We start from the raw sequence: 22,836 nt of genomic DNA, 5'->3' as shown, positions 1-22,836 counted from the left end.
CCTGCCACGGCGGGCGGCGTGCGGCAGCGGGAAGGGCTCAGCGGCGCTCGAGCCGGACGAGGACCTCCGCATGGGGCGTCTGGGGGAACATGTCGAGCACCTGGCCCTGCACGGGCACGAGCGAGGGCATGGCGGCGAGGTCACGGGCGAGGGAGGTCGCGTTGCAGCTGGAGTAGAGGACGTGGCGCACCCCGGAGTCCTCCAGCCAGCCGGCGAGGGTGGCGCCGATGCCGCGACGGGGCGGGTTGACGATGACGACCTCGGGGGCCTGCGGCGCGGACAGCGCGAAGGCCGTCGCGTCCCCGGCGAGGAAGCGCACGGACTCGAGCCCGGCGTCGAGCCGGCTGCGCTCGGCGGCGGCGACGGCCGCCTCGCTCGTCTCGATGCCCACGACCTCGCGTCCGGGCGCCGCGCAGTGGAGGGCGAAGCCGCCCACCCCGCAGTACAGGTCCCACACCGACGACGGCGCGAGCTCCTCCACCCACCGGCTCGCCTGCGCGTAGAGGGCGGCGGCGACGGCCGTGTTCGTCTGGAAGAAGCCCTGCGGGCGCAGGTGGAGGTCGACCTCCCCCAGGCGCATCGTGAGGGTCTGCTGCTCGGTGAGGACGACCTCCTCCTCCCCCTCGACCACGGCCTTGTGCTCGGGCAGGAGGTTGACGGAGACGACGGCGAGGCGCGGCAGCGCCGCACGCAGGCCCGGAAGGTGCTTGCGGACCCTCGGCAGCGCCTCCGAGGAGCGCAGGACGAAGCGCACCATGAGCTCGCCGTCCGGGGACTCGGTGACCACGAGGTTCTTCAGCTCCCCGCGCCGGGTGGGGACGTCGTAGGGGGTGAGGCCCGCCGTCGTGATGAACCCGGTGAGCGCCTCGAAGGCGGCGCGGATGCCCGGGGCGATGATGGCGCAGGCGCGCAGGTCGGTGCCGCGGCCCTCGGCGTCGAGGATCCCGAGCGTGGGGGCGGTGAGGCTGCCCCCGACGACCATCTTCGCCTTGTTCCGGTAGCCGGCCTCCGCGCTGGCGAGCGGCTCGAGCCAGCCGAGCTCGCGGTGCGCGGCCAGCAGCGTGCGCACGTGCTCCTGCTTGCCGGCGAGCTGCTCGGCGTAGGGGCGTCCCATGAGGGTGCACGAGCCGCAGCGGGCGGCGTCGAAGTAGGAGCACTGCATGGCCGGTCCAGCGTACGGCCAGCGATGGTGCGGCGGCAGAGGAGATCCGTCACCCTCGGACCCGGCCGCCAGGGGCTCCCGGCCATCTGCCGCACTTCCCGATCAGGCGTCGCCCTTCCTGACGCCCAGGCCCGAGCCGAAGGGGCGACGCATCACGCCGGGCGGCTCCGCGGCCGGGCTCAGCGGCCGAGCTGGGGGATGCCGCGGGCGGCGTCGAGCTCCTCCCGGGTGGGGCCGAGGCCGTCGGAGCGGGCGGCGACGGAGGCCGCGACGACGGCGTGCTCGACGAGCTCGTGGAGCGAGCCCCACACGAGCGTGCGCAGGTCCGCGCGGTTGGCGACGCCGAGGAGCCCGCCCTTCCACAGCCCGTCGATGATGCCGGCGACGAAGGCGTTGCCCGCGTCCGGCGCGCCGCGGCCGCGCACGGTGGCCGTCACGCCGACGGCGTTGGCCGCCCACGCGCCCTCACCGGCGGCGGAGACGATGACGATGCCCGGGCCTGCCCCGACCCACCGGCGCAGGACGCTCTCGCGGGCCTCCCCGGGGTAGAGCAGCTCGAGGTCGGCGGTGGTCGCGATGACGACGTCGGCGCGCGCGACCATCGACTCGACGCGGGCTCGCAGCTCCTCCCGACCGGGCAGCTCGCCCTGCAGGCCCGGCTCGTAGACGATCGTCGCGGCGGGCCGGTAGGTGCTCACCGTGCGGGCGACGGTGTCCGCGGACGGCTCACGCACCGCGCTGGCCGAGCCGACGTGGACGACGAGCGGGTGGTGGAAGGGCCCGGACTGGCGGCGGTTGCGCACGCCGGTGCCGTCGGCGGGGATGCGCTCGACGGGGCGGCCCAGCCGTTCGAGGCCCTCGGCCACCCGCGCGCCCGCGGCCTCGCGGCTGGCGACGTCGTCGACGACGACGAAGGCGGGCGAGTCGAGGACCCGGCGGTCGGTGAGGGTGGGGGTGGGGGCCCAGCCCAGGGTCGTGGGTGGCTTGCGGCCGTCACCCAGCGTGGGGTCGCTGCTCGCGCGGCGCAGGGGGGTGGCCTGGTCCGGGGCCTTGCGCGAGGGCACCGACGTCGGCGCGGAGCGCTCCTGCTCGTCGGTGTCGATGGTCATCTCGGCGTCGCCCATTCGGCGTCCTACCCCCCGTGTTGATGGTGCGTCCTCACACAACCTACGTCGCGTCCCCGCGAGGCGATGTGGCGTCTCGGAAGCGTAGCCGGTCCCCGGGTCTGGCCTGTGCCAGAACGTCGAGGTCCGCGTCCCGGACGACGGCGAGGACGGGGTAGCCGCCGGTGACCGGGTGGTCGGCGAGGAACACGACGGGACGCCCGTCCGAGGGGAGCTGGACCGCTCCGGCGACGGTGCCCTCGCTCTCCAGCTCGGCCTCGTCCACGCGCTCGAGCGGTGCGCCGTCGAGGCGCAGGCCCACCCGGTTGGACCGGTCGGTGACCGTCCACGCCTGGCCGAGCAGCCGTCCGAGGGACTCGGCCGTCACCCGGTCGGCCCGCGGTCCGAGGACGACGCCGACGGTCAGCTCCTCGGCTGCCCGCACGCGGGCGGGCTCGGGCTGCCCGACGGCGCGGCCGGGCGGCGGGCCCACGGGCAGGACGGTGCCGGCGGTGAGGGGTGCCGGCCCGGTGCCGGAGAGCACGTCGGTGGAGCGGCTGCCGAGCACGGGCGGCACGGCGAGGCCGCCGCGGACGGCGACGTACGCACGCAGGCCCACCGCCGGCGGGCCCAGCCGCAGGACGTGCCCGTCGGGCAGGAGGAAGGGCGTGTCGGTCGGCGGGTGGGCAAGCTCCTCAGTGTCGTGCAGGAGCGTGAGGGGCGCCGGGGCGCCGGAGACGGCGAGGACGTGGTGGCCGGTGGCGCGCAGCTCGAGGCCGCCGAGGACGGTCTCGACGACGGCGGCGGCGCGGTCGTTGCCGACGAGGCGGTTGGCCTGGCGTGCGGAGCCGCGGTCCGCGGCGCCGGAGGGGGTGACACCGAGGTCGAGCAGGCCGGGACGTCCGAGGTCCTGCACGAGGCTCTGCGCACCGGTGGCCACGACGGTGAGGGAGGAGGTAGGTGCGGGCCCTGCGGTGCTCACGGTGGCGGCGGGGCCGGCGTGCGCGCCGCTTCCCGCGCCGGCAGCGGTGGCCACCGCCGGTTCGGCCCCGCGTCCGGCGACGCGCTCGCGCACCGGGCGGAACCGCACCCGGTCACCGGGCCGCAGCAGCGCCGGCGGCTGCCGGTCGAGGTCCCACATGGGCGCGTCGGTGCGGCCGACGAGCTGCCAGCCACCGGGCGAGGAGCGCGGGTAGACGGCGGAGAAGTGGCCGGCGAGGGCGACCGCCCCGGCCGGGACCGCGGTGCGCGGACTGGCTCGCCGCGGCACGGTGAGCGTCGTCGGCCCCACGAGGTAGGCGAAGCCGGGCGCGAAGCCACCGAACGCGGCCGTCCACTCCTCCCCCGAGTGGGCGGCGACCACCCCCTCGACGCTGAGCCCGGTGTGCTCGGCCACGGCGGCGAGGTCCGCGCCGTCGTACACGGTGTCGATGACGACGACGTCCCCGGCCGCCGGGGGTGCGGACGTCGCCTGGAGCTCGCGCAGCAGCGGCGCGAGCCGGTCCCGGGCGGGCCGGTCGGTGACGCGGACGAGGACGGTGCGTGCGGCCGCGAGCACCTCGACCTGGCCGGGCAGCGGTGAGGCGGCGAGCACGGCGTGCAGACCGAGCACCTCGGCGAGGTCGGCGCAGCCGACGAGCAGCGCCCGCTCCCCCACCGGGCGGACCTCGCGGCCGGTCACCGGAAGCCGGCCACCAGGACGCCGGCGGCGTCGAGGGCCTCGCGCACCGCCGTCGCGAGGGCCACGGCGCCGGGGGTGTCGCCGTGGACGCACACGCTCTCCGCCCGGACGCGCACGGCCGTGCCGTCGACGGCCGTCACGGTGCCCTCGGTCGCCATCCGGACCACCCGGTCGGCCACCTCCTGCGGGTCGGTGACGACGGCGCCCGGCCGCGAGCGCGGGACGAGCGTGCCGTCGGGCAGGTAGGCGCGGTCGGCAAAGGCCTCGACGACCGGGCGCAGGCCGGCGGCGCGCGCCTCCTCCTCGATGACGGTGCCCGGCAGCACGAGGATCGGCAGCCCGGGGTCGACGGTACGGACGGCCGCCGCCACGGCGCGGGCCTGCGCGCGGTGGTGGACGATCGCGTTGTAGAGCGCGCCGTGCGGCTTGACGTAGCGGACCGCGGTGCCGGCCGCGGCGGCCAGCGCCTGCAGCGCCCCGATCTGGTAGACGACCTCGTCGGTCAGCTCGCCGGGGTCGACGTCCAGGAAGCGCCGCCCGAAGCCGGCGAGGTCGCGGTAGGCCACGTGCGCGCCCACGGCCACGCCGGCCTCGGCGGCGAGGGCACAGGTGCGGCGGGCGGTCCGCGGGTCCCCGGCATGGAAGCCGCAGGCGACGTTGGCGCTCGTGACGACGCGCAGGATCGCGGCGTCGTCGCCCATCGTCCACGCGCCGAAGGACTCCCCGACGTCGGCGTTGAGGTCGATCGGCACTGGGGGCTCCCTTCGGGCGGGCGGTCTCCGCTGCGCGGCAGCGTATCCGCCGCACCCGTCCGATTGTGCGAGCGGCCGGGGCGGCGGCACGCTGTGCTCATGTCGAACCCCACTGCCGCCATCCTCGTCATCGGCGACGAGATCCTCTCCGGCCGCACCCGCGAGGCCAACGCCTACCACCTCGCCAGTGAGCTCACGCGGGTGGGCATCGACCTCGCCGAGGTCCGGGTGGTCCCCGACGACCACGACGTCATCGTCGAGGCGCTGGGCGCGCTGCGGGAGCGGTACACCCACGTCTTCACCTCCGGCGGGATCGGCCCCACCCACGACGACATCACCGCCGACGCCGTCGCCGCCGCCTTCGGGGTGGGCATCGACGTCCGCGCCGACGCCCGGGCGCTCCTCGAGGAGGCGCTCGCCCGCCGGGGTGCCACCCCCACGGCCGACCAGCTGCGCATGGCCCGCATCCCCGACGGCGCGAGCCTCATCGTCAACGGTGTCTCCGGGGCGCCCGGCTTCACCATCGGCAACGTCCACGTCCTGGCCGGCGTACCGAGCATCTTCGTCGCCATGCTCGAGGCCCTCCTGCCCACCCTCGCCGCCGGGGTGCCGGTCCGCTCGCGCGAGGTGCGCTTCGAGGTCGGCGAGGGGCGCGTCGCCACCGGGCTGCGGCAGCTCGTCGAGGAGATGCCGGAGGTGGGCTTCGGCTCCTACCCCTTCTCCGAGGGGCAGCTGCGCGGGACGAACATCGTCGTCAGGGGCACCGACGAGGCGCGGCTCGAGGACGCCGTCCTGCGGCTCGAGGAGCTGCGCGCCTCGCTCCGCTAGGTCCCGTCCCCCAGGTCGCGGCGCATGAGGACGCGCGGGAACCCGTTGAGCACCGACCTCGTGTCTGCGACCTTGACGAACCCGGCGCGCTCGAACACGGCCCGGGTGCCGACGTAGGCCATCGTGAGGTCCACGCGCGCGCCGTCGTTGTCCACGGGGTAGGCCTCGACGGCGGGCGCGCCGTAGGACCGCGCGAGCTCGACGGCGCCCGCGACGAGGTGGTGGACGATCCCCGTCCCGCGGTGGCCGGGGCGCACCCGCACGCACCACAGGGACCAGACGGGCAGGTCGTCGACGTGCGGGATCCGCCGGTTGCGGGCGAAGCTCGTATCCGCGCGCGGGTGGACGGCGGCCCAGCCGACGACGTCGTCGCCGTCGTAGGCGAGCACCCCGGGCGGCGGGTCCTCGGCGACGAGCTGACGTACCCGCTCCCCGCGGGCCGGACCGCCCAGGGCCAGGTGCTCCTTGGACGGCAGCCGGTAGCTCAGGCACCAGCACACGTTCGCGTCCGGCCGCTTCGGGCCGACCATGGTCGCGACGTCCTCGAAGACGACGGCGGGGCGTACCTCGATCGCCATGGCGCCATCATGCGCGGTCGGCGGCCCGCGCGGAAGGGCCCGCCGCGCCGCCCGGGACGGTAGCGTCGAGCCAGCCCTCCCCCGAGCCGGAAGACGCCGATGACGCCCTCTGCCCCCTCCCCCGTCGACCCCTCCCTCGCCCACCGCGTGGCCCACGCGACCGTCACCGTGCGCGGCGCGGACGGCGCGCCGCTGGCGGACACCGAGGTGACCGTCGCGCAGGTCGGCCACCGCTTCGCCTTCGGCAACATCGGCTTCGACCTCATCCCGCTCGCCAACGGGGAGACGTCCGGACCGGTCGAGAGCGTCTTCGGCGGGGCGGCGCCCGACCAGGGCGAGCACCTCGCGGCGCTGTGGCTCGACGTCTTCACCACCGCGACGCTGCCCTTCTACTGGGCGGGTTTCGAGCCCCAGCGCGGGCGTCCGGACACCGAGCGCCTGCTCCGCACGGCGCGCTGGTTCCAGGAGCGGGGCGTCACGGTCAAGGGCCACCCGCTCGCCTGGCACACCCTCGCGCCGGACTGGTTGCGGGAGCTGCCGACGGCGGAGGTCGCCGAGGTGCTGCGGGCCCGGATCCGGCGGGAGGTCGGCGACTTCGCCGGCGTCATCGACACGTGGGACGCCATCAACGAGGTCGTCATCATGCCGGACTTCGTCAACGAGGAGCACGAGAACGCCATCACGCGCCTGTGCCGTGAGCAGGGGCGCGTGCCGACGGTGCGGCTCGCCTTCGAGGAGGCGCGCGCGACCAACCCGTCCGCGACGCTCCTGCTCAACGACTTCGACCTCTCCGCCGACTACGAGCGCCTCGTCGAGGCGGTGCTCGAGGCGGGCATCCAGGTCGACGCCCTCGGGCTGCAGACCCACATGCACCAGGGCTACTGGGGCGAGGAGAAGATGCTCGCCATGGTCGACCGCTTCGCGCGCTTCGGCCTGCCGCTGCACCTCACCGAGACGACGCTCCTCTCCGGCGACCTCATGCCCCCGGAGATCGTCGACCTCAACGACTACCAGGTGCCCTCCTGGCCCTCGACGCCCGCCGGTGAGGAGCGCCAGGCGGAGGAGATCGTGCGTCACTACCGCTCCCTCCTGTCGCACCCCTCGGTCCAGGCCATCACCTACTGGGGCCTCACCGACGACGGCGCCTGGCTCGGCGCCCCGGCGGGCCTGGTCCGGCGCGACGGCAGCCCCAAGCCCGCGTACGAGGCGCTGCGGCGGCTCGTCAAGGAGGAGTGGTGGCTCCCGGCGACGACGCTGCGGACCGACGCCGAGGGCCGCGTGCGGGTCTCCGGCTTCCTCGGGGACTACTCGGTGGCTGCCGACGGCGCCGCCGCGGACCTCGCGCTGGACGCTGCCGGGCAGTCCTCGGCGGAGGTGCGGCTGCGCCGGTAGCGACACGGCACGCCGCGTTCCCGGGGCTGCGTGGACACCGGCCGAGCCGGTGGCATCATGAGGGTGGTCCCGGCCGTCGAGCGCTGCTCCCCGGGGCCATCCGTAACGGAACGAGGGCGTCGGCGACGCTCTCGCCACGCCCCTGGGTTGCTAGGGAGTGATCCGGATGTCGAACGTCCCTGACCTGCGCGCCGAGCAGACCGAGGGCCCGTCGCCGAGCCAGCAGGTCCCCTCCATGCTGCTCACGCTCGTCGTCGTGGCGGCGCTCGTGCCCGGCGCCGCGGTGCTCGGGCTCACCTGGGTGGTGCGGCTCGTCGCCGCCGGCTGGGCCCCGCTGCTCGGCGGGGCGCTCTTCGCCGCCACGTGGCCGCTCGTCCACCGCGCGTGGCGCGAGCTCAGCGGCCGGGAGCCGGAGCTGCCGCTCGGGCTGCCGGGCTGGGTGTGGCTGGGCGCCGCCGGGACGCTGCTGTGCTGGGTGCTGTGAGGCCGCGTCCCGGTCGGTGAGCCGCGCTACGGGGCCGGGCGGTCGCCGTCGTCGTCGACGCGCTCGACGTCGTCGGCGACCGCGGGCAGCGCGGGCTCGTCGCCGGCGGTGACGACCGGCGTGATGACCGAGGCGTAGTCGTGCTCGCTGGTGTAGCTGAGGAAGGACAGGTGCGCCTCGTAGCGGTCGAGGACGTCGTTGATGACCTGCTGCTGGGTGAGGCCCATGAGGTCGTAGCCCTCGCTGCCGGTCTGGGTGAAGACCTCGACCTTGTAGTAGACGTCGTCGCCCGGCGGCATCGGCCGCCCGCCGATGCGGGGCACGGGGACCTCGACGGCGGCGGCCTCGTAGTGGAAGTGGCGCTGCTCCCCCATGGCGACGACGAGCGTGTGCGTGTCGACGTCGACGTCGGAGCCGGGCACCGTCGTGAGCGTCGCCTCGTAGCCCTGCTCACGGAACTCGGCGGCGACGGCGGACAGGGCTGGCTGGACGACCCTCTCCATGAACTGCGCGGCCGCCTTCCTCGAGGGGTAGGAGCGCAGCTGGGCGAGGCGCTGGCGCCAGGTCTTCTCGGGCGTCTGTCCGCCGTGCGCGGCGGCGGCGCGGCGCCGCACGACGTGGCCCTCCCGCTCGGCGCGCTCCATGCGCAGCACCTTGGAGAAGGACGCCATGACGAGGTAGGCGATGATCGTCACGGGGAAGGCGAAGATGAGCGTCGCGTACTCCATCGTCGTCACCCCGCCGGCGACGAGCATGGCCACGGTGAGCAGCGCGGTGAGCAGCGCCCAGAAGATGCGTAGCCACTTCGCGCCGTCCTGGGCCGGGTCCGGGATGGTCGAGGAGAAGTTCGCCATGACCATCGCGCCGGAGTTGGCGCTGGTGAGGTAGAAGAGCATCCCGGACAGCGTCGCGAGGCCGATGAGGAAGGCGGCGCCGGGGAACATGTCGAGCAGGGCGTACCAGCCCTGCTCGGGGCTGTCGATGGCGAGCTGGGCGAACTCCATGTCGCCGTCCATGACGACCGAGAGGGCCGAGTTGCCGAAGATCGAGACGATGAAGAAGTCGCACAGCACCGGGGCGGTGATGGCGGCGATGACGAACTCGCGCAGCGTGCGGCCGCGGGAGATGCGGGCGAGGAAGAGGCCGACGAAGGGCCCCCAGGCGAGCCAGAACGCCCAGAAGAAGAGGGTCCAGCCGCCCATCCACGCCGCGCCGTCGGGCTCGTAGGCGAAGGTCTCCAGGGTGCGCGCGGGGAGGGTGTTGACGAAGCGGCCGATGTTGGTGACGAGCGCGTTGATGAGGAAGGCGGTCTGGCCGGTGACGAGGATGTAGAGCATCATCGCGGCCGCGATCCACAGGTTGAGCTCGGAGACGACCCGGATCCCGCGGTCGACGCCGGACAGGCAGCCCGCCACGGTCATGACGACGGCGACGAGGACGAGCGCGACCTGCAGGCCCAGCCCCTCGGGCAGCCCGAAGATCCGGGAGAAGCCGACGTTGAGGAGGACGACGCCGATCCCCATCGAGGTCGCGACGCCGAACACCGTGCCGATGAGGGCGAAGATGTCGATGACGTCGCCGGTGGTGCCGCGGACGCGGCGCCCGAGGAGCGGGTAGAGGGCCGCGCGGATCGACAGGGGCATCCCCCACCGGTAGGCGAAGTAGCCCATCGCCATGCCGAGCAGGGCGTACATCGACCAGCCGGAGATGCCGTAGTGGAACATCGTCCACACGACGGCGTCCTGGGCGGCCTCGGCGGACTGCGGGTCCACGGAGGGCGGCATCATGAACTGCGCGATGGGTCCGGTGACGGAGTAGAAGAGCATGTCGATGCCCACCCCGGCGCCGAAGAGCATGGCGACCCAGGTGAAGAGCTTGTACTGCGGCCGGGAGTGGTCCGGCCCCAGCCGCACCTGGCCCTCCTTGGACAGGGCGACCCACAGCACGAAGAGGATGACGACGACGATCGTGACGACGTAGAACCAGCCGAGGTTGGTGGCCAGCGTGACGACGGCGTCGTACATGACGTCGGCCGCGTGCGTCGGCGCGAGCATCGCCCACAGCGAGAAGGCGACGATGACGCCGGCCGAGATGATGAAGACGCGCCAGTTGACGCGGGCGCCGCGGTTCTCGGCGAGCTCGGTGGGGCCCTTGCTCAGCTCGGCGCTGGACCTGGGGGCGCGGTTGGGGTCGTCGTCGGGGTGTGGACGGCGTCGCTCGACGGCACCGAACCGACCGCGGTCGATCGCGGACCCGGCGGGCCTCGACTCGTCCTCTGCCATCCCCGGCTCATCCTCCTCAGACTCGGCATATGATCCGCGCGGGGCCGTGCCCGCGCACCTCAAGGTCTCATCGTCGGGCGAGGAGGTCGAAACGGGTGCCCTGGGTCACGTGCGGAGGGAACGCCGGTATCTCGGGGGTTCCCGAGGGGGTGCCGTGCCGGTCAGGCCGGCGGCGCGGCCGCTGCGGCGACGACCCGCTCGCACAGCTCGTGGGTGACGAGCGCGTCGCCGGCGTCGATCCGCCGGCCCTCGCGGACGGCGTCGAGGAAGTCGGCGCACATGGCGTCGAAGCCGCGCAGCTCGGTGGCCGGACGCCAGCCGTCGCGGCGCACCAGCCGCTCCCCGCCGTCGTGGTCGACGACGTCGGCGAGGTCGGTGACCTGCCGCCGACGGCCGTCGCCGACGACGTCGAGCAGCTCGTGGGCGCCGCCCGAGGTCCAGCTCATGACGCCCGCGGCGAGGCGGCCCTCCCCGGTGAACTGGACCGCCAGACGGCGGGTGCGACCGGCGTCGTCGTGGCGGACGGAGACGATGAGGTCCTCGAGCGAGGACGGGACGAGGAAGCGGAGGGTGTCGAGGACGTGGATGAAGTCGTCCAGGACCATGGGCCGTGCCTCGCCGAGCGGGTGGGAGCGGTGCTTGTGGAGGGTGACGACGTCGCGGTCGGGCCAGTCGGCGAGGGCGCGGTAGGCGGGGGCCCAGCGGCGGTTGAAGCCGACGGCGAGGGAGACTCCGCGCTCGGCGGCGAGTGCGACGAGGCGGGCGGAGGTCTCGAGGTGCGGGGCGATGGGCTTGTCGACGAGGACGGGCACGTCGTGGCGCAGCAGTATCTCGACGATCTGCGCGTGCGTGTCGGTCGGGGCGTGGACGGTGGCGGCGTCCAGGCCGGAGGCGATCGCGGCGTCGAGGTCGGTGAAGCGGTCCGCGACGCGGTAGCGCTCACCGACGGCGTCGACCGTCTCGCGGCGCCGGGAGACGAGCACCGGGGTGAGGCTCGGGGTGGCGGTGAGGACGGGCAGGTAGGCCTTGGCCGCGATGTCCCCGAGGCCGACGACGGCGACGCGCACCGGTCAGGCCCTCCCGACGGGCGCCGCGAGCGTCGCCGAGCTGTCGCGGACGGGGACGATCTGCTGGCCGAGCGGGAGGAGCGCGAGGGGCACCATCTTCCAGCACGCGATGCCGAAGGGGATGCCGACGACCGTGACGCAGAGGAAGAGACCGGCGAGGAGGTGGGCGACGGCAAGCTCCCAGCCGAGCAGAAGGATCCACAGGACGTTGCCGATAAGGGCCAGCGCGCCGGCGTCGCGCCGGAAGACCGACCGGCGGCCGAAGGGCCACAGGACGAAGCTCGCCAGCCGGAAGGAGGCGATGCCGAAGGGGATGGTGATGATGAGGATGCAGGCGACGACGCCGGCGACGACGTAGAGCAGCGCGAGCCACCAGCCGGCGAGGAGGAGCCACAGGACGTTGCCGATGGTGCGCATGGGGACACGGTAGTCGGGGGGCGGGCGGCCGATCACCCCAACCGAACCCTCGCCTGTCAGCGGACCGCCGCCCCACCACGCGCGGTGCGGGCCGGTCGCGGGTGCGGGCGGTGGTGCCTCAGGCGGGGGCGACCGATGGACCACCGCCCCACCACGCGTTGTGTGGGCGGTCGCGGGTGCGGGCGGTGGTGCGTCAGGCGGGGGCGACCGGTTGGCGCAGGATGGTGCGCTGCCGCTCGGGCGCGACCCGGCGCATGTCGCTGAGGTAGATCTCGTGGTGGGTGCCGGTGGGGCGCAGGCCGCGTTCGGGCAGGATCTCGCGGTGGAGGCGGTCGAGAACGGGGGTCTCCTCGTCGAAGGAGCCGACGTGGAGGGTCTGGACGCAGGTGCCCTCCGCGAGCGGCGCGACGCGCAGCTCGTCGATGAGGGCGGGCCGCTTGGTGGTGCGCACGTGCTCGACGGTGTCGTGGGCGAGGGAGGTGGGGACCCAGTCCGGGACGAGGAGCAGGAGCGTCCAGTCCCACTGGGACTTGTCGCGGGCGGAGGTGAAGGCGTCCATGTCGCTCGCCCACCACAGCCCCTCGAGCGGCGGGACGACGTAGTCGCGGCCGAGCTGCTCCTTGCTCGCGAGCTTCAGCGCGTACGCCACCGGGTAGAGGGTCTCGACGGCGGCGGTGAAGGCCGGCGCGGTGTTCGGGTCGCCGTGGCCGTCGAGCATGAGGTAGCGGAGCTCAGGGAGCTCGAGGACCCGGAACTCCCCACGCCTGGCCTGGTAGCCGTCGAAGGTCTTCTTGAGGTCCGTCTTGCTCGCTCCTGGCGTCGACTCAGCCATCGCCGGCCTCTCGGGTCGTTCCAGTGGTGCACAGATGGTGCCAGGCGGCGGGTGGCTTCGCCAGGGCGCGGGGCTGCTCGTGCCGTCTCGGCGCGGTGCCCGTCAGAACGGGGGCTCGTCGTCGGCTGCCCACGACGGTCCGTCGGCCCCGGGCCACGGCGGGGCCGCCCGGAGTCCTCCTGGCGGTGCCCAGCTGCCACCGACGTCGGTGCCGGCGGAGATCTCGGCGAGCACGCCGTCGACGAACGCGGGGTCGATCGCCCGGCGCTGCCTGACCGACTGCCGCCCCAGCTCCCGCAGCTCCGCGACGGTACGACGCGGCATCGTGACGATCGTGCCGTCGGGGCGGCGGAGGTAGCCGTGGCCGACGGGACCGGCCCAGGCGTAGGTCCGGTCGGAGCCGTGGGCGACGGTGTAGGCACCGATGGTCTTGACGACGTGGTCCCGTCCGCACTCGGGGTCGGTGTTCTCCACGGAGGTGACGCCGCCGTGCTGCCACTCGTGCTCGTGGTCGAGCTCGCTGTGCCGTGCCGGGTACAGGCAGCCGGGGCGGGCGCAGGTGCGGTCGCGCTCGCGGGCGAGCTCGGCGATCGCGGCCGGCGGCTGGTAGCGGGTACGCCCGACGTCGATGACCTGCTCGGTCGCGGGATCGGTGACGAGCCTGCGCCACACCCCGCCGGCCGCCAACGCCCGGGCGATGACCGGTGGCACGGGACCGTACCCCTCGAGCTCGGCCACGGGCTCGGTGATCCGCTCGAGAGGGCTCTGCTCCCCCGGCGCAGGCAGGTAGGCGCCGAGCGGGACGGTGAGCCGCACGTCGACCCTGCTGCCGCCCAGCGTGCCCAGTCGGATCGTGGGCAGGAGTCCGCCGGGGAGCCGGTGCCCCGGGTACGGCGGGCAGGACGTGGTCGGGGACTTGGCGAGGCGGGCCGGTGCCGGGGTGTCCGGCTCGTGCGGCGGAGCCCCTGGTCGAAGGGCGGCGCCTGGAACATCGGGTGGTGGAGCGTCCGGTGGAGGCACGGACGGCACGGAGCCGTCAGGCGGCTCGGCGATGACGCCGCAGCCGCACACCCGCAGGAGAGCGTCCGGGCCGACGTGGCCGCAGGCGAGGGCGGTGTGCGCCATGAGCGCGAACGCGTCGGCGCGGAGCTGGTCGAGCGTGCGCTTGTCCCCCCGGTGCTTGGCGGACCGGGCCGCGGAGTCCAGGGCGAGGTCGAAGGCGATGGCGTCGGCGGCCGGCACCGTTGCCGACACCCTCGCCATGCCGTCGGGCAGCGGCTGAGGCCGGGACACGCAGCGCCGCTGCCTCGCCCGGCGGTGCCTCTCGTCCGCGTGGTCGGGATCCACCGCGATGACGGCCCGCGAGAGATCGTTCTGCACCTGGCGGAGCGTGCGGCCGGGAGCCTTGTCGATCACCTCCCACTGGGCCGCCATGGCGACGTCGGAGGGAAGGTCCTCGAGCGCCCTGACGATCGCCTGCGCGCGCGGCCAGTCGATCTGCCCGTCCTCCAGCGCCTCACCGGTGAGGTGGAAGAGCCCCTCGAACCCGCGCCCGTTCGAGACGATCCGCATCGCACTCTGGCGGCTCGTCCGCAGGCGCATGGCGAGCTCCTCACCGACGACGCACTCGCCACGGTCCCGGCCGGCCACCTTCCCGGGCCACGTGGGGTTGAGCGCGGGCCGCCTGCTGAGGGCCGCGGCCGCGCGTGCGGTGCGTGCAGCCGCCCACGACTCCATCCGCCGGTAGGCGGCGACCACCTCGACGAGGGAGTAGTCGTCGACGCCGTCGGCGGTCTCGATGACGTCGAGGAGCTGCGCCAGCCGTGGCCCGGGCGGCAGGTGCTCGAGGTAGTCCCCCAGCGCCTGCGGGACGGGGACGAGCTCGGCGACCATCTGCCGTGCCCAGTCAGCCGGCTCCGCGTCCGCGTACTTCGGGAGCCGGAAGCTGGCGAACTCGGCGTGCACGAGCGGATCGTGCTCGGTGGGCGGGAGGAGGTCGGCGGAGCGCAGCGGCGAGCCGGGGGCGAGCCCGCTCAGGAGGTCCGCCACCCGCGCCTCGGCCTCCGGCGCGTCGCCGTCCGGGTCGACGTCCTCCCGCTCGCTCAGTGTCATCGCTGGCCCCTCCCTTCGACCATGATATCGAACACATGTTCGAGCGTGCAAGAGGTGTGGACGACGTCCGGAACGGTTCGCCGTCGGCCGCTACGCTCGACGCCGTGAAGATCGTGATCCCGGGAGGAACCGGCCAGGTCGGTGGCGCACTGCGGCGGGCACTGGCGGCGAGGGGCGACGACGTCGTCGTCCTCAGCCGCCGGCCGGAGCGGCTCGAGAAGGGCGTCCGGCACGTCGTGTGGGACGGACGCACCCTCGGCGGGTGGGCGGACGAGATCGACGGTGCCGACGCCGTCGTCAACCTCGCCGGCCGGTCGGTCAGCTGCCGGTACACCGACGCCAACCTGCGCCAGATGATGTCCTCACGCGTCGACTCGACGCGCGTCGTCGGTGAGGCGATCGCCCAGGCCGAGCGCCCGCCGAGCGTGTGGCTGCAGATGAGCACCGCGACCATCTACGCCGACGCGCGCAGCCGCCCGGACCACCTCCCCCACGACGAGAGCACCGGCGTCGTCGGCGGCGAGGAGCCCGACGTCCCCCTCTACTGGGAGTACAGCGTGCGCATCGCGCGGCGCTGGGAGGAGACGCAGGCGGAGGCCGACACGCCCCGCACACGGTGCGTGGCCCTGCGGACCGCGATGGTCATGACGCCGGACCGCGGCGGCGTCTTCGACTACATGTCCTGGATGGCCCGGCTCGGGCTGGGCGGCGCCGTCGACGGCGGGCGGCAGTACGTCTCGTGGATCCACGAGGAGGACTTCGTCCGCGCCGTCGAGCTCCTGCTCGAGCGCGACGACGTCGAGGGCCCGGTCAACCTCGCCGCCCCCGAGCCGGTCCAGCAGCGCGATTTCATGCGCGTGCTGCGGCGCGCGTGGGGGCAGCCGGTGGCGCTCCCGGCCACCCGGCTCATGGCCGAGGTCGGTGCCTTCGCGCTGCGGACCGACACCGAGCTGCTCCTCAAGAGCCGGCGCGTGGTCCCGGGTCGCCTCGCCGACGCAGGGTTCACCTTCCGCCACCCGACGTGGGAGTCGGCGGCACCGGACCTCGTGGTGCGGGCACGCGAGCAGCGACGCGGCGGTGGCCGTCGGCGCCTGGGCTGACCCGCGACGACGACGGCGGATCGGCCGTCCCACGCCGTCAGCGCCTGCCATGCTGGCGGGATGGGACCAGCGCCGGAGGAGGAGCGGAACGACGCTCACCTCCCCCCGGAGGAGTCCTGGTTCGTGGGTCGCCGGTGGCTCGGGGTGTTCGCCGCCGTCCTGGCCGTCGCGAACGCCGCGCTCGTCGTGCTCGACCTGAGTACCGGCGACGTCGTCACCGCAGGTGACCGTGTCCTCACCGTGGTCCGGATCGTCCTCGTGGGCACTTTCACCCTCCAGGCGCTCTACGAGCTGCGCCCCCGAGTCGTCGTCGACGTCGTCGGTGTCCACCACCAGGAGCTGCGCCGGCGCACCTACCGCTGGCAGGAGATCTCCGAGATCCGCTCCGTGGCGAAGTGGGGCGAGACGTTCGTCGAGCTGGTCCGGCACGACGGCGAGGCGGTGCGCCTCCCCAGGTCCACCGAGCACCTCGACGTCCTGCGGCGCTGGCACGCCGCCACGCCAGGCGGAACGGCACCGTGACGGCACGGGCGGACCATGTCCCCCATGGGTCCTCTCCAGCGCCCACCCACCGGGCCGGCGGCGCACACCAGCCTCGGGACCGGCGACCGGCGTCGCCGCGCCGCACCGGCCCGTGCGGCCGCGGTCGAGGCGGGCGAACCCGCTTGGTGAGCCGCGAGGACGCACGGCACGCGGCGATGTGCGTCATCCGTGCGGAGCAGCAGGCCCCGGGGCGCCAGCTGTTCACCGTCTCGATCCTCGGGGACCTGAGCTCGAGCACGCCGCCCCGCAAGACTGTGACCCTGGCGCCCCACGACGTGGTCCGGCTCGTGGAGGCCTTCCTGGAGGACGTCGCCGAGGACGGGTGAGCGCTCAGGCCCTCACGGGCGGACGTCGGCAGGACCTCGGTGCCCTCGCGCGACGGCGGCAGTAACGCTCCAGTGACGCCCGGGAGCCTACGGTCGGGACCGTCGACGAGCGAGGCCCCGACCATGAGCGAGCATGCACCCTCTCCGAGCAGGACCACGGGTCCGGTACCGGGTGAGCTGTGCCTCTTCTGCGGTCCCTACGTCATCGCGGCGGGCCGGCACATCGAGGTGCCCGAAGGCAGCAAGCGGCTCCTCGTCTTCGTCGCGCTGCACGCCGGACGCCTGGACCGGCGCTACGTCGCGGGGTCGCTGTGGCCGTACGGGGACGATGAACGAGCAGCCGGCAACCTCCGTTCCGCGCTGTGGCGGCTGAGGCGAGCGGGGATCGACCTCGTCGAGGCGGACAAGTGGTCCCTGTGGCTGCGGCCGGGCACCACCTCCGACGTCGCGACCGTCAACGACTGGGCGACGCGCCTCGTCTCGGGCTACGCGACGCCAGCGGACCTCCACCTGCCCCCGTGGGACGTCCACGCCCTCGACCTCCTCCCCGGGTGGTACGACGACTGGGTGGGCTTTGAGCGCGAGCGGGTACGCCAGCGCCTGCTGCACGCCCTGGAGCAGCTGAGCCGGGAGCTCGTCGTCCTCGGCAGGTGTGCGGAGGCCGTCGAGGCGGCGATCGACGCGGTGGGTGTCGAGCCGCTCCGGGAGAGCGCGCAACGGGTCCTCATCGAGGCCCACCTCGCTGAGAACAACGTCGTCGAGGCGCGGCGCCTCTACGCGTCCTACCGGCAGCTCGTGCGCCGTGAGCTGGGCGTCGAACCCAGCCCTGGACTGACGCGCCTCGTCGTCGCGGCTGACGAGGACGCCGGCTCGACGATGTCGCCGTCACACGTCCGGGGTGCTCCGGTGGGCGCCGCGCAACCGAGCCGGACGGGCGCGGTCGCGTGACGGTGCGGTGACACCGGCCGAGCATGCTGCCAGCATCCGACCCCACCAAGGAGGGTGACCTCGCATGCGGCGCCGTATCTCAGACCTCGTGCACCACGAACCGCCCACGCCACCGGGAGGGCCGCCGACCATCATCGGGCCCGAGGACGACGACGTCATCCCCGGCGAGATCGTCGTCGCCCTGCAGGTGGATGCCGCCGCCGAGCTGCTCAGCATCCCCACCATGCCGCTGCGGGGTGCGGCGGGCGCGGACGCGAGCGCCCTCGGCGAGAGCGGGCCGCTCGCCGAGGCCCTCAGCGACCTCGGCATCTCCTCCGTGGCGCGGGTCTACGCCCCCGGACCGACGGAGGTGGTGGCCGGCATCGCCATGGCCGACGACCTCGGTCTGGACACGACCCTCCTCGTCCGGTTCGGCGCCGACACCTCCCCCGTCGAGGCGGCGGAGCGGCTCGGCGGGCTGACCTCGGTCGCCTGGGCCGAGCCCAACCGGTGGCGGGAGGCCGACGCCGTCCCCAACGACCCCCAGTACGCGAGCCAGTGGGGGCTCACGCGGATCGGCTGCGAGGCCGCCTGGGACGTGGTCACCGGCGACCCGTCGGTCATCGTCGCGGTCATCGACTCCGGCGTCGACCTCAACCACCCAGACCTCGCCCCGCTGCTCGTGGGCGGTCGTGACTTCATCGACTTCCCCGCCGGGACCGTCCCCCGGCCGGGGTGGGTCTTCGAGGGCGACTTCACCGGGGTGGACAACGACGCCCAGGACGAGGTGGGCCACGGGACCCACGTCGCCGGGACCATCTGCGCGCTCAGCAACAACGCCGTCGGGGTGGCGGGCGTGGCGTGGAACGTGCGCCTCATGCCGCTGCGCAGCCTGGCCCGGGTCCGCGAGACGGCCACCGGCCGGGTCAGCGGCATGGGCTCCACGGCGGCCACCGCGGCGGCCGTCCGCTGGGCCGCGGACCACGGCGCCCGCGTCATCAACCTCAGCCTCGGCGGGTACACCGACACGACGGTCGAGCGCGAGGCCATCGCCTACGCCGTCAGCCGCAACGTCGTCGTGGTGGCGGCGATGGGCAACGACAACTCCGCCGCCCCGCACTTCCCCGCCGCCTACCCCGACGTCATCGCCGTCGCGGCGACCGACCAGAGCGATGCCCGCTCCGTCTGGAGCGCCACGCAGGCCTCCAACACCGGACCGCACGTCGACGTCGCCGCACCCGGCACGGGGATCCGCAGCACGTACTGGGACAACACCTACGCGACGAGCAACGGCACCTCGATGGCCTCGCCGCACGTCGCCGGCGTCGCCGCGCTCATCCTGTCGCGCAACGCGGCGCTCACCGCGGCCGAGGTCGGGAACATCATCCGCACGACCGCCCGGCCGCTGCGTGACAACCCGGGCGACCCGGTCCCGAACAACCAGTACGGGCACGGCCTCGTCCAGGCCGATGCCGCGGTCCGCGCCGCGCTCCCCCCGCGGCCCACCCTGATCACCGCCTGCCCGTCCGTCGTGGTGCGCTGTCCGACCGCCTCCCTGTCCTGCCCGTCGGTCGCCATCCGGTGCCCGAGCCGGCCGGTCCTGTCCTGCCCGTCGGTCGTGATCCAGTGTCCGTCGCAGCTCGTGACCGGGTGCGTCTCGCGACCGATCACCGCCTGTCCCAGCGTGATCGACCGGTGCCCCACGGCGACGCCGCTGTGCAACGTCGTCACCGAGGTCGCCTGCCCGAGCAGACCCATCTGTCCCACGGACGTCATCTGCCAGTCCCGCGCGATCTGCCCCTCGCAGGGTGTCTGCCCCAGCCTCGCCGGGTGTCCGAGCCTGGCCGGCTGCCCCACCTTCGGGGGTCCCGGCGGACCGGAGCACGGGCCCGGGAACGGTCCGGGCTGGTCGGACTACGACCCCTATGGCTTCGACCCCTACGGGACCACCTACTGATGAGTGCCCCCGCCCAGGCAGCCGTGGCGCCGCCGCCGTCAGCGCTCGACGTGCTGGCGGCGGCGGGCCTGTCCGTCCCCGCCGGGACGCCCGTGTGGGACCGGTCCAGCTCCCACCGCGTCAGCCACGTCACCCTGCCCGACGGCGCCACGTACGTCGTCAAGACCACGTCCGAGCGCACCCGCGACAGCGGGCGGACGCTGGCGGCCGAGCTCTACCTCTACCGCCTCACGACGTGGGTACCAGGCCTGGACGAGGTGGTCCCCCGGGTGGTGCACCTCGACGAGAGGGCACAGGTGCTCGCGCTCGTCGCCGCGCCCGCGGAGCACCTCTTCACGAGCCGGTGCCTGGAGCCGGGATTCCCCTCACCCCCCGTGGCGGCGTCCCTGGGCCGCGCCCTGGCGCTGCTGCACACCGCCACGAGGCAGGTCCCGCTCCTCGGCCGGGCCGCCGTCGGCGTCGTGCACCTGCCGCGGACACGGCCCGAGGAGTGGTTCGCCGGCGAGACGTCCGCGGCGCTGCGGGCCGCCGGGACCGCCGTCGTCGCCGACGCCGCCCTCGGTTCCGCCCTGGCCCGAGCCGCGGACGCGATGAGCCCCGCGTGCCTCGTTCACGCCGACCTCAAGTGGGACAACGTCGCCGTGGCACCCGGGCCGCGGACCACCCTGTTCGACTGGGAGCTGTCGGGCCGCGGCGACCCGGCGTGGGACGTGGGGTCGGCGCTGGCCGACACGCTCGCGCTCCACGTCCGGCTCACCGGGTCGACGCCGTCGCCGGTGGTCGACGCCTCGCAGGGGGCGCTGCTCCAGGCGTACGCCGACGGCGCGCCCTGGGCCCTCGGGCCTGCGACGACCCGCACACCGGACGAGACCGGCACCCCGACCGACGCCGACCTCGCCAGCCGCGTCACGCTGTGCCTCGTCGCACGCACGGTGCAGCTGGCGATCGAGTGCGCCGGTGCGGCGGGCGACGCCGGCTACCCCGTCGTCGGCCACCTCCTCGACGCCGCGCGGTGGGTGTGCGCGCACGAGGCGGACGTCAAGGACTCCGTCGCGTCGGCCCTGGCACCACGATGACGCGCCCTGCGACGACGGCCGTGCTGACACCCGCGCACGTCCGTCGCCAGGTCGAGCGGCTCGCACGCCTCGTCACCGGTGAGCCCGCGGCGTGGGCCGCGACCGTCCCCGGGGCGGCGACCCTCGCCGAGGCGCTCTACGCCCGCTGGTACACCGAGCCCCCGGCCGTCACCCGGCCCGCAGGCGTCGCCGACCCTTCGCTGCACGGGGGCTCCCTCGTCGCCGTGCTGCGAGCGGCACGGACGGCCGACCGCCCGTCCGGGGAGCCGTGTGTCGTGCTCGCCGCCGCACCCGACGGCAGCGTCATGGCGCAGCGAGGACAGGCGGTGCGGCAGGTGCGCAGCGGCGAGTACGTCGCCCGTGCCCGCCCCGGCGTCCCACCCGCTCCCGGTGAGCTCGTCGACGTCCTTGCGCCCCTCGAGATGGTCGACGCCGAGCGCGGGCTGTGGTGGACCTTCACCGACGTGCCGCCCGAGCCGCCCTTCGGCCGGGTCTACCTCGACGCACGGGCGGCGACGGTCGCCAGGGTCGTGCGGGCCGTGGGCGACGCCCTGGCGGGCACCAGCCACCAGCTCAAGTGCCCGGTCCACCCGTCCGGGTACGCGCGGGTGGACGCCGTCGTCGTCTACCACCGGCGGGCCGACCGGCCGGACGTCCTCGACGCGCTGCGCGGCGCGGCCCTGGAGGGCCTGCTCGACGCCCCGGTCCCGCCCCTCACCTGTCCGGTGCGGCCCGGCGTCAGCTGGGCCGACGACCCCGGCACCACGCTGTCCTTCGGGGAGCACGTCTGCCGGGCCCTCGCGGCAGGGGTCGAGCGGTCCGCCGCCGGGTGGGCGGCGGCCACGGTGGAGGAACGCACCGGCCGGCTCCTCTCCGCGCTCACCGACGCGGGCGTCGACCCGGGCAGACCGTGGGAGGCGGGCACGTGACCGCCGGGCCGATCGAGGCCGCCACCGCCGTCTGCCGGGACCTCGTGGACCGTGCCGAGGCCGCCGACCACGGCCTCACCTGGCGCGCGGAGATCGTCGTCGGGGTCGACGGCGACGCCCCGGTCCTCGGTCACGGTGACATCGGCACCAACCTCTACGACGGGACGGCCGGCGTCGCGCTCGCGCTGGCGTCGCTCATCGGCACCGCGGCCGACCCGGGCGGCGACGGGACCCTCGCCACCACGGTGCGCGGTGCGGCGAGGCACGCCCTCGCCGGAGCGCCGGACCTGCTGGCGGCCGGCCTGCCGGGCTACTGGGACGGCGCGTGCGGCATCGCGTACGCGGCGGCGGTCGCGGCTCGCAAGCTGGACGACGACGACCTGCGCCGCGCGGCGGCAGCCCTGGCACGGGACGTCGCCCACGTCGTGTCGGAGGGCGACGGGTCGGCGAACGACCTCATCAGCGGCGACGCCGGCGCAGCGCTCGGACTCGCGTCGCTGGCGGACGAGCTCGCGCTCGAGGAGCTGCTCACCTCGGCGCAGGTGGCCGCGGCCCGCCTCGTCGACACCGCTCGGCCGCAGGTGTGGGGGGCGGCGTGGGGGGACCCGACGGACCCGGAGGGGCCGCCCCTGCTGGGGCTCGGCCACGGGGCAGCGGGCATCGCCCTCGCGCTCGGGGAGCTCGCGGCCTCGCCCGGGGCGCCGGCTGGTCTCGAGGACGCCTGCGCCCAGGCGCTCGCCTACGAGCGTGGGTGGTACGACCCGGACCGCCGCGCGTGGCCCGACCTGCGTGGCGGGCTGCCGCAGGGCGAGCCGACCGGGTGGACGACGGCGTGGTGCCACGGCGGGATCGGGATCGGCCTCAGCCGGCTCCGCCTCGCGGTGCTCACGCCCGGCCCACGCCTGCTCGCCGAGGCGACGGCCGCACTGCAGGCGGCGCGGGACCTCGCGGTCAGCGCCGGGACCGCGCTGCACGGAGGAGCCGCCGGAGACTGCTCCTCCTGCCACGGCCTCGGCGGGGTGGTCGAGCTCTACACCGTGGCGGCACGCGCGCTCGGCTCGGCCGAGCACGCGGCCGCGGCGCGGCGGGTCGCGACGATGCTCGTGGCCGAGCGCGACGTCTCGGGGGCGTGGCCGTGCGGGCTTCCCGGGGCCGGCGAGGTGCCCGGTCTCATGACGGGCACGGCCGGGATCGCGCTCGCCCTCGCCCGGGCGGTCGGCGCCACCCCGGCACCCACGCCCCTGCTGCCCGGGCCGGGCGGCTGGTGACCGGCCGGGCGGCGACTGCC

At 74.8% G+C, this 22,836-nt stretch carries 21 protein-coding genes; 11 read left to right on the top strand and 10 right to left on the bottom strand.

Translation table 11 applies throughout. The features are described 5' to 3' along the window. Window positions 1-37: 37 nt before the first annotated feature. The 4 genes from rlmC to H9624_RS03410 form a co-directional block, all read right to left on the bottom strand. Entirely contained in the window at window positions 38-1,162 is a 1,125-nt protein-coding gene (rlmC, locus tag H9624_RS03425) for a 23S rRNA (uracil(747)-C(5))-methyltransferase RlmC (protein WP_251838487.1), read from the bottom strand. A 179-nt stretch (window positions 1,163-1,341) separates the two neighbouring features. After that, complete coding sequence (locus H9624_RS03420; protein WP_251838486.1) at window positions 1,342-2,286, bottom strand: hypothetical protein; 945 nt, start codon at window positions 2,284-2,286, stop codon at window positions 1,342-1,344. 43 nt (window positions 2,287-2,329) lie between these two features. Next, window positions 2,330-3,946 carry a 5-oxoprolinase subunit B/C family protein gene (locus tag H9624_RS03415; protein WP_251838485.1) on the bottom strand — a complete coding sequence of 539 codons (1,617 nt, stop codon included), beginning with the start codon at window positions 3,944-3,946 and terminating at the stop codon, window positions 2,330-2,332. Next, complete coding sequence (locus H9624_RS03410; protein WP_251838987.1) at window positions 3,943-4,647, bottom strand: LamB/YcsF family protein; 705 nt, start codon at window positions 4,645-4,647, stop codon at window positions 3,943-3,945. The genes H9624_RS03415 and H9624_RS03410 overlap by 4 nt, the downstream gene beginning before the upstream one ends. Before the next feature lie 150 nt (window positions 4,648-4,797). Here H9624_RS03410 and H9624_RS03405 point away from each other — a divergent pair, with 150 nt between their 5' ends. Continuing rightward, window positions 4,798-5,526: a competence/damage-inducible protein A gene (locus tag H9624_RS03405; protein WP_251838484.1), complete on the top strand. Its 729-nt coding sequence runs from the start codon at window positions 4,798-4,800 to the stop codon at window positions 5,524-5,526. On the opposite strand, the gene H9624_RS03400 is transcribed toward H9624_RS03405, so the two are convergent. Continuing rightward, complete coding sequence (locus H9624_RS03400) at window positions 5,523-6,104, bottom strand: GNAT family N-acetyltransferase (protein ID WP_251838483.1); 582 nt, start codon at window positions 6,102-6,104, stop codon at window positions 5,523-5,525. The two genes, H9624_RS03405 and H9624_RS03400, sit on opposite strands and share 4 nt — an antisense overlap. Window positions 6,105-6,203: 99 nt before the next feature. Here H9624_RS03400 and H9624_RS03395 point away from each other — a divergent pair, with 99 nt between their 5' ends. Further along, window positions 6,204-7,496, top strand: coding sequence for an endo-1,4-beta-xylanase (locus tag H9624_RS03395; RefSeq protein WP_251838482.1), 1,293 nt, complete (start codon window positions 6,204-6,206; stop codon window positions 7,494-7,496). Between the two features lie 166 nt (window positions 7,497-7,662). Next, window positions 7,663-7,980: a hypothetical protein gene (locus H9624_RS03390; RefSeq protein ID WP_251838481.1), complete on the top strand. Its 318-nt coding sequence runs from the start codon at window positions 7,663-7,665 to the stop codon at window positions 7,978-7,980. A 26-nt stretch (window positions 7,981-8,006) separates the two neighbouring features. Here H9624_RS03390 and betT read toward each other — a convergent pair whose 3' ends face one another. From betT to H9624_RS03365, 5 genes are all read right to left on the bottom strand, one after another. Next, a complete protein-coding gene (gene betT, locus H9624_RS03385; protein ID WP_251838480.1) occupies window positions 8,007-10,262 on the bottom strand; it encodes a choline BCCT transporter BetT in 2,256 nt (751 codons plus the stop codon). 161 nt (window positions 10,263-10,423) lie between these two features. Then, window positions 10,424-11,329: a Gfo/Idh/MocA family protein gene (locus H9624_RS03380; protein ID WP_251838479.1), complete on the bottom strand. Its 906-nt coding sequence runs from the start codon at window positions 11,327-11,329 to the stop codon at window positions 10,424-10,426. Between the two features lie 3 nt (window positions 11,330-11,332). Further along, window positions 11,333-11,746 carry a YccF domain-containing protein gene (locus H9624_RS03375; protein WP_251838478.1) on the bottom strand — a complete coding sequence of 138 codons (414 nt, stop codon included), beginning with the start codon at window positions 11,744-11,746 and terminating at the stop codon, window positions 11,333-11,335. A 193-nt stretch (window positions 11,747-11,939) separates the two neighbouring features. Further along, the gene (locus tag H9624_RS03370) at window positions 11,940-12,578 is read right to left on the bottom strand and encodes a GyrI-like domain-containing protein (protein ID WP_251838477.1); all 639 of its coding nucleotides are present in this window, start codon (window positions 12,576-12,578) and stop codon (window positions 11,940-11,942) included. A 102-nt stretch (window positions 12,579-12,680) separates the two neighbouring features. Further along, on the bottom strand, window positions 12,681-14,690 hold the full coding sequence (locus H9624_RS03365) for an HNH endonuclease signature motif containing protein (protein ID WP_251838476.1): 2,010 nt from the start codon (window positions 14,688-14,690) through the stop codon (window positions 12,681-12,683). 104 nt (window positions 14,691-14,794) lie between these two features. Here H9624_RS03365 and H9624_RS03360 point away from each other — a divergent pair, with 104 nt between their 5' ends. The 8 genes from H9624_RS03360 (at window position 14,795) to H9624_RS03325 (ending at window position 22,816) form a co-directional block, all read left to right on the top strand. After that, complete coding sequence (locus tag H9624_RS03360) at window positions 14,795-15,790, top strand: TIGR01777 family oxidoreductase (protein ID WP_251838475.1); 996 nt, start codon at window positions 14,795-14,797, stop codon at window positions 15,788-15,790. Between the two features lie 60 nt (window positions 15,791-15,850). Continuing rightward, complete coding sequence (locus tag H9624_RS03355; protein WP_251838474.1) at window positions 15,851-16,312, top strand: PH domain-containing protein; 462 nt, start codon at window positions 15,851-15,853, stop codon at window positions 16,310-16,312. A gap of 146 nt (window positions 16,313-16,458) precedes the next feature. Then, on the top strand, window positions 16,459-16,659 hold the full coding sequence (locus tag H9624_RS03350) for a hypothetical protein (protein WP_251838473.1): 201 nt from the start codon (window positions 16,459-16,461) through the stop codon (window positions 16,657-16,659). Between the two features lie 123 nt (window positions 16,660-16,782). After that, window positions 16,783-17,607, top strand: a complete 825-nt coding sequence (locus H9624_RS03345) for an AfsR/SARP family transcriptional regulator (protein WP_251838472.1) — start codon at window positions 16,783-16,785, stop codon at window positions 17,605-17,607. Window positions 17,608-17,671: 64 nt separating this feature from the next. Further along, entirely contained in the window at window positions 17,672-19,543 is a 1,872-nt protein-coding gene (locus H9624_RS03340) for a S8 family serine peptidase (RefSeq protein WP_251838471.1), read from the top strand. Next, a complete protein-coding gene (locus tag H9624_RS03335; RefSeq protein WP_251838470.1) occupies window positions 19,543-20,619 on the top strand; it encodes an aminoglycoside phosphotransferase family protein in 1,077 nt (358 codons plus the stop codon). Before H9624_RS03340 ends, H9624_RS03335 begins: the two co-directional genes overlap by 1 nt. Before the next feature lie 20 nt (window positions 20,620-20,639). Further along, on the top strand, window positions 20,640-21,548 hold the full coding sequence (locus tag H9624_RS03330; RefSeq protein ID WP_251838469.1) for a T3SS effector HopA1 family protein: 909 nt from the start codon (window positions 20,640-20,642) through the stop codon (window positions 21,546-21,548). Then, window positions 21,545-22,816 (top strand): lanthionine synthetase LanC family protein, encoded by a 1,272-nt coding sequence (locus H9624_RS03325; protein WP_251838468.1) that lies wholly within the window; start codon window positions 21,545-21,547, stop codon window positions 22,814-22,816. Before H9624_RS03330 ends, H9624_RS03325 begins: the two co-directional genes overlap by 4 nt. The last annotated feature ends 20 nt before the right edge of the window (window positions 22,817-22,836 follow it).

It is taken from the genome of Oceanitalea stevensii (assembly GCF_014837105.1).
In the GTDB taxonomy this organism is placed as follows: Bacteria; Actinomycetota; Actinomycetes; order Actinomycetales; family Actinomycetaceae; genus Oceanitalea; species Oceanitalea stevensii.
Note: the sequence above shows the minus strand (reverse complement) of the source record. Positions and strands in the feature narration are given on the sequence as shown.

What these genes read in the sequence shown, in the direction of transcription:
- rlmC (WP_251838487.1), bottom strand. Translation starts at nt 1,162, where the DNA reads ATGCAGTGCTCCTACTTCGACGCCGCCCGCTGCGGCTCGTGCACCCTC.
- H9624_RS03420 (WP_251838486.1), bottom strand. Translation starts at nt 2,286, where the DNA reads ATGGGCGACGCCGAGATGACCATCGACACCGACGAGCAGGAGCGCTCC.
- H9624_RS03410 (WP_251838987.1), bottom strand. Translation starts at nt 4,647, where the DNA reads ATGGGCGACGACGCCGCGATCCTGCGCGTCGTCACGAGCGCCAACGTC.
- H9624_RS03405 (WP_251838484.1), top strand. Translation starts at nt 4,798, where the DNA reads ATGTCGAACCCCACTGCCGCCATCCTCGTCATCGGCGACGAGATCCTC.
- H9624_RS03400 (WP_251838483.1), bottom strand. Translation starts at nt 6,104, where the DNA reads ATGGCGATCGAGGTACGCCCCGCCGTCGTCTTCGAGGACGTCGCGACC.
- H9624_RS03395 (WP_251838482.1), top strand. Translation starts at nt 6,204, where the DNA reads ATGACGCCCTCTGCCCCCTCCCCCGTCGACCCCTCCCTCGCCCACCGC.
- H9624_RS03390 (WP_251838481.1), top strand. Translation starts at nt 7,663, where the DNA reads ATGTCGAACGTCCCTGACCTGCGCGCCGAGCAGACCGAGGGCCCGTCG.
- betT (WP_251838480.1), bottom strand. Translation starts at nt 10,262, where the DNA reads ATGGCAGAGGACGAGTCGAGGCCCGCCGGGTCCGCGATCGACCGCGGT.
- H9624_RS03375 (WP_251838478.1), bottom strand. Translation starts at nt 11,746, where the DNA reads ATGCGCACCATCGGCAACGTCCTGTGGCTCCTCCTCGCCGGCTGGTGG.
- H9624_RS03370 (WP_251838477.1), bottom strand. Translation starts at nt 12,578, where the DNA reads ATGGCTGAGTCGACGCCAGGAGCGAGCAAGACGGACCTCAAGAAGACC.
- H9624_RS03365 (WP_251838476.1), bottom strand. Translation starts at nt 14,690, where the DNA reads ATGACACTGAGCGAGCGGGAGGACGTCGACCCGGACGGCGACGCGCCG.
- H9624_RS03355 (WP_251838474.1), top strand. Translation starts at nt 15,851, where the DNA reads ATGGGACCAGCGCCGGAGGAGGAGCGGAACGACGCTCACCTCCCCCCG.
- H9624_RS03345 (WP_251838472.1), top strand. Translation starts at nt 16,783, where the DNA reads ATGAGCGAGCATGCACCCTCTCCGAGCAGGACCACGGGTCCGGTACCG.
- H9624_RS03340 (WP_251838471.1), top strand. Translation starts at nt 17,672, where the DNA reads ATGCGGCGCCGTATCTCAGACCTCGTGCACCACGAACCGCCCACGCCA.
- H9624_RS03335 (WP_251838470.1), top strand. Translation starts at nt 19,543, where the DNA reads ATGAGTGCCCCCGCCCAGGCAGCCGTGGCGCCGCCGCCGTCAGCGCTC.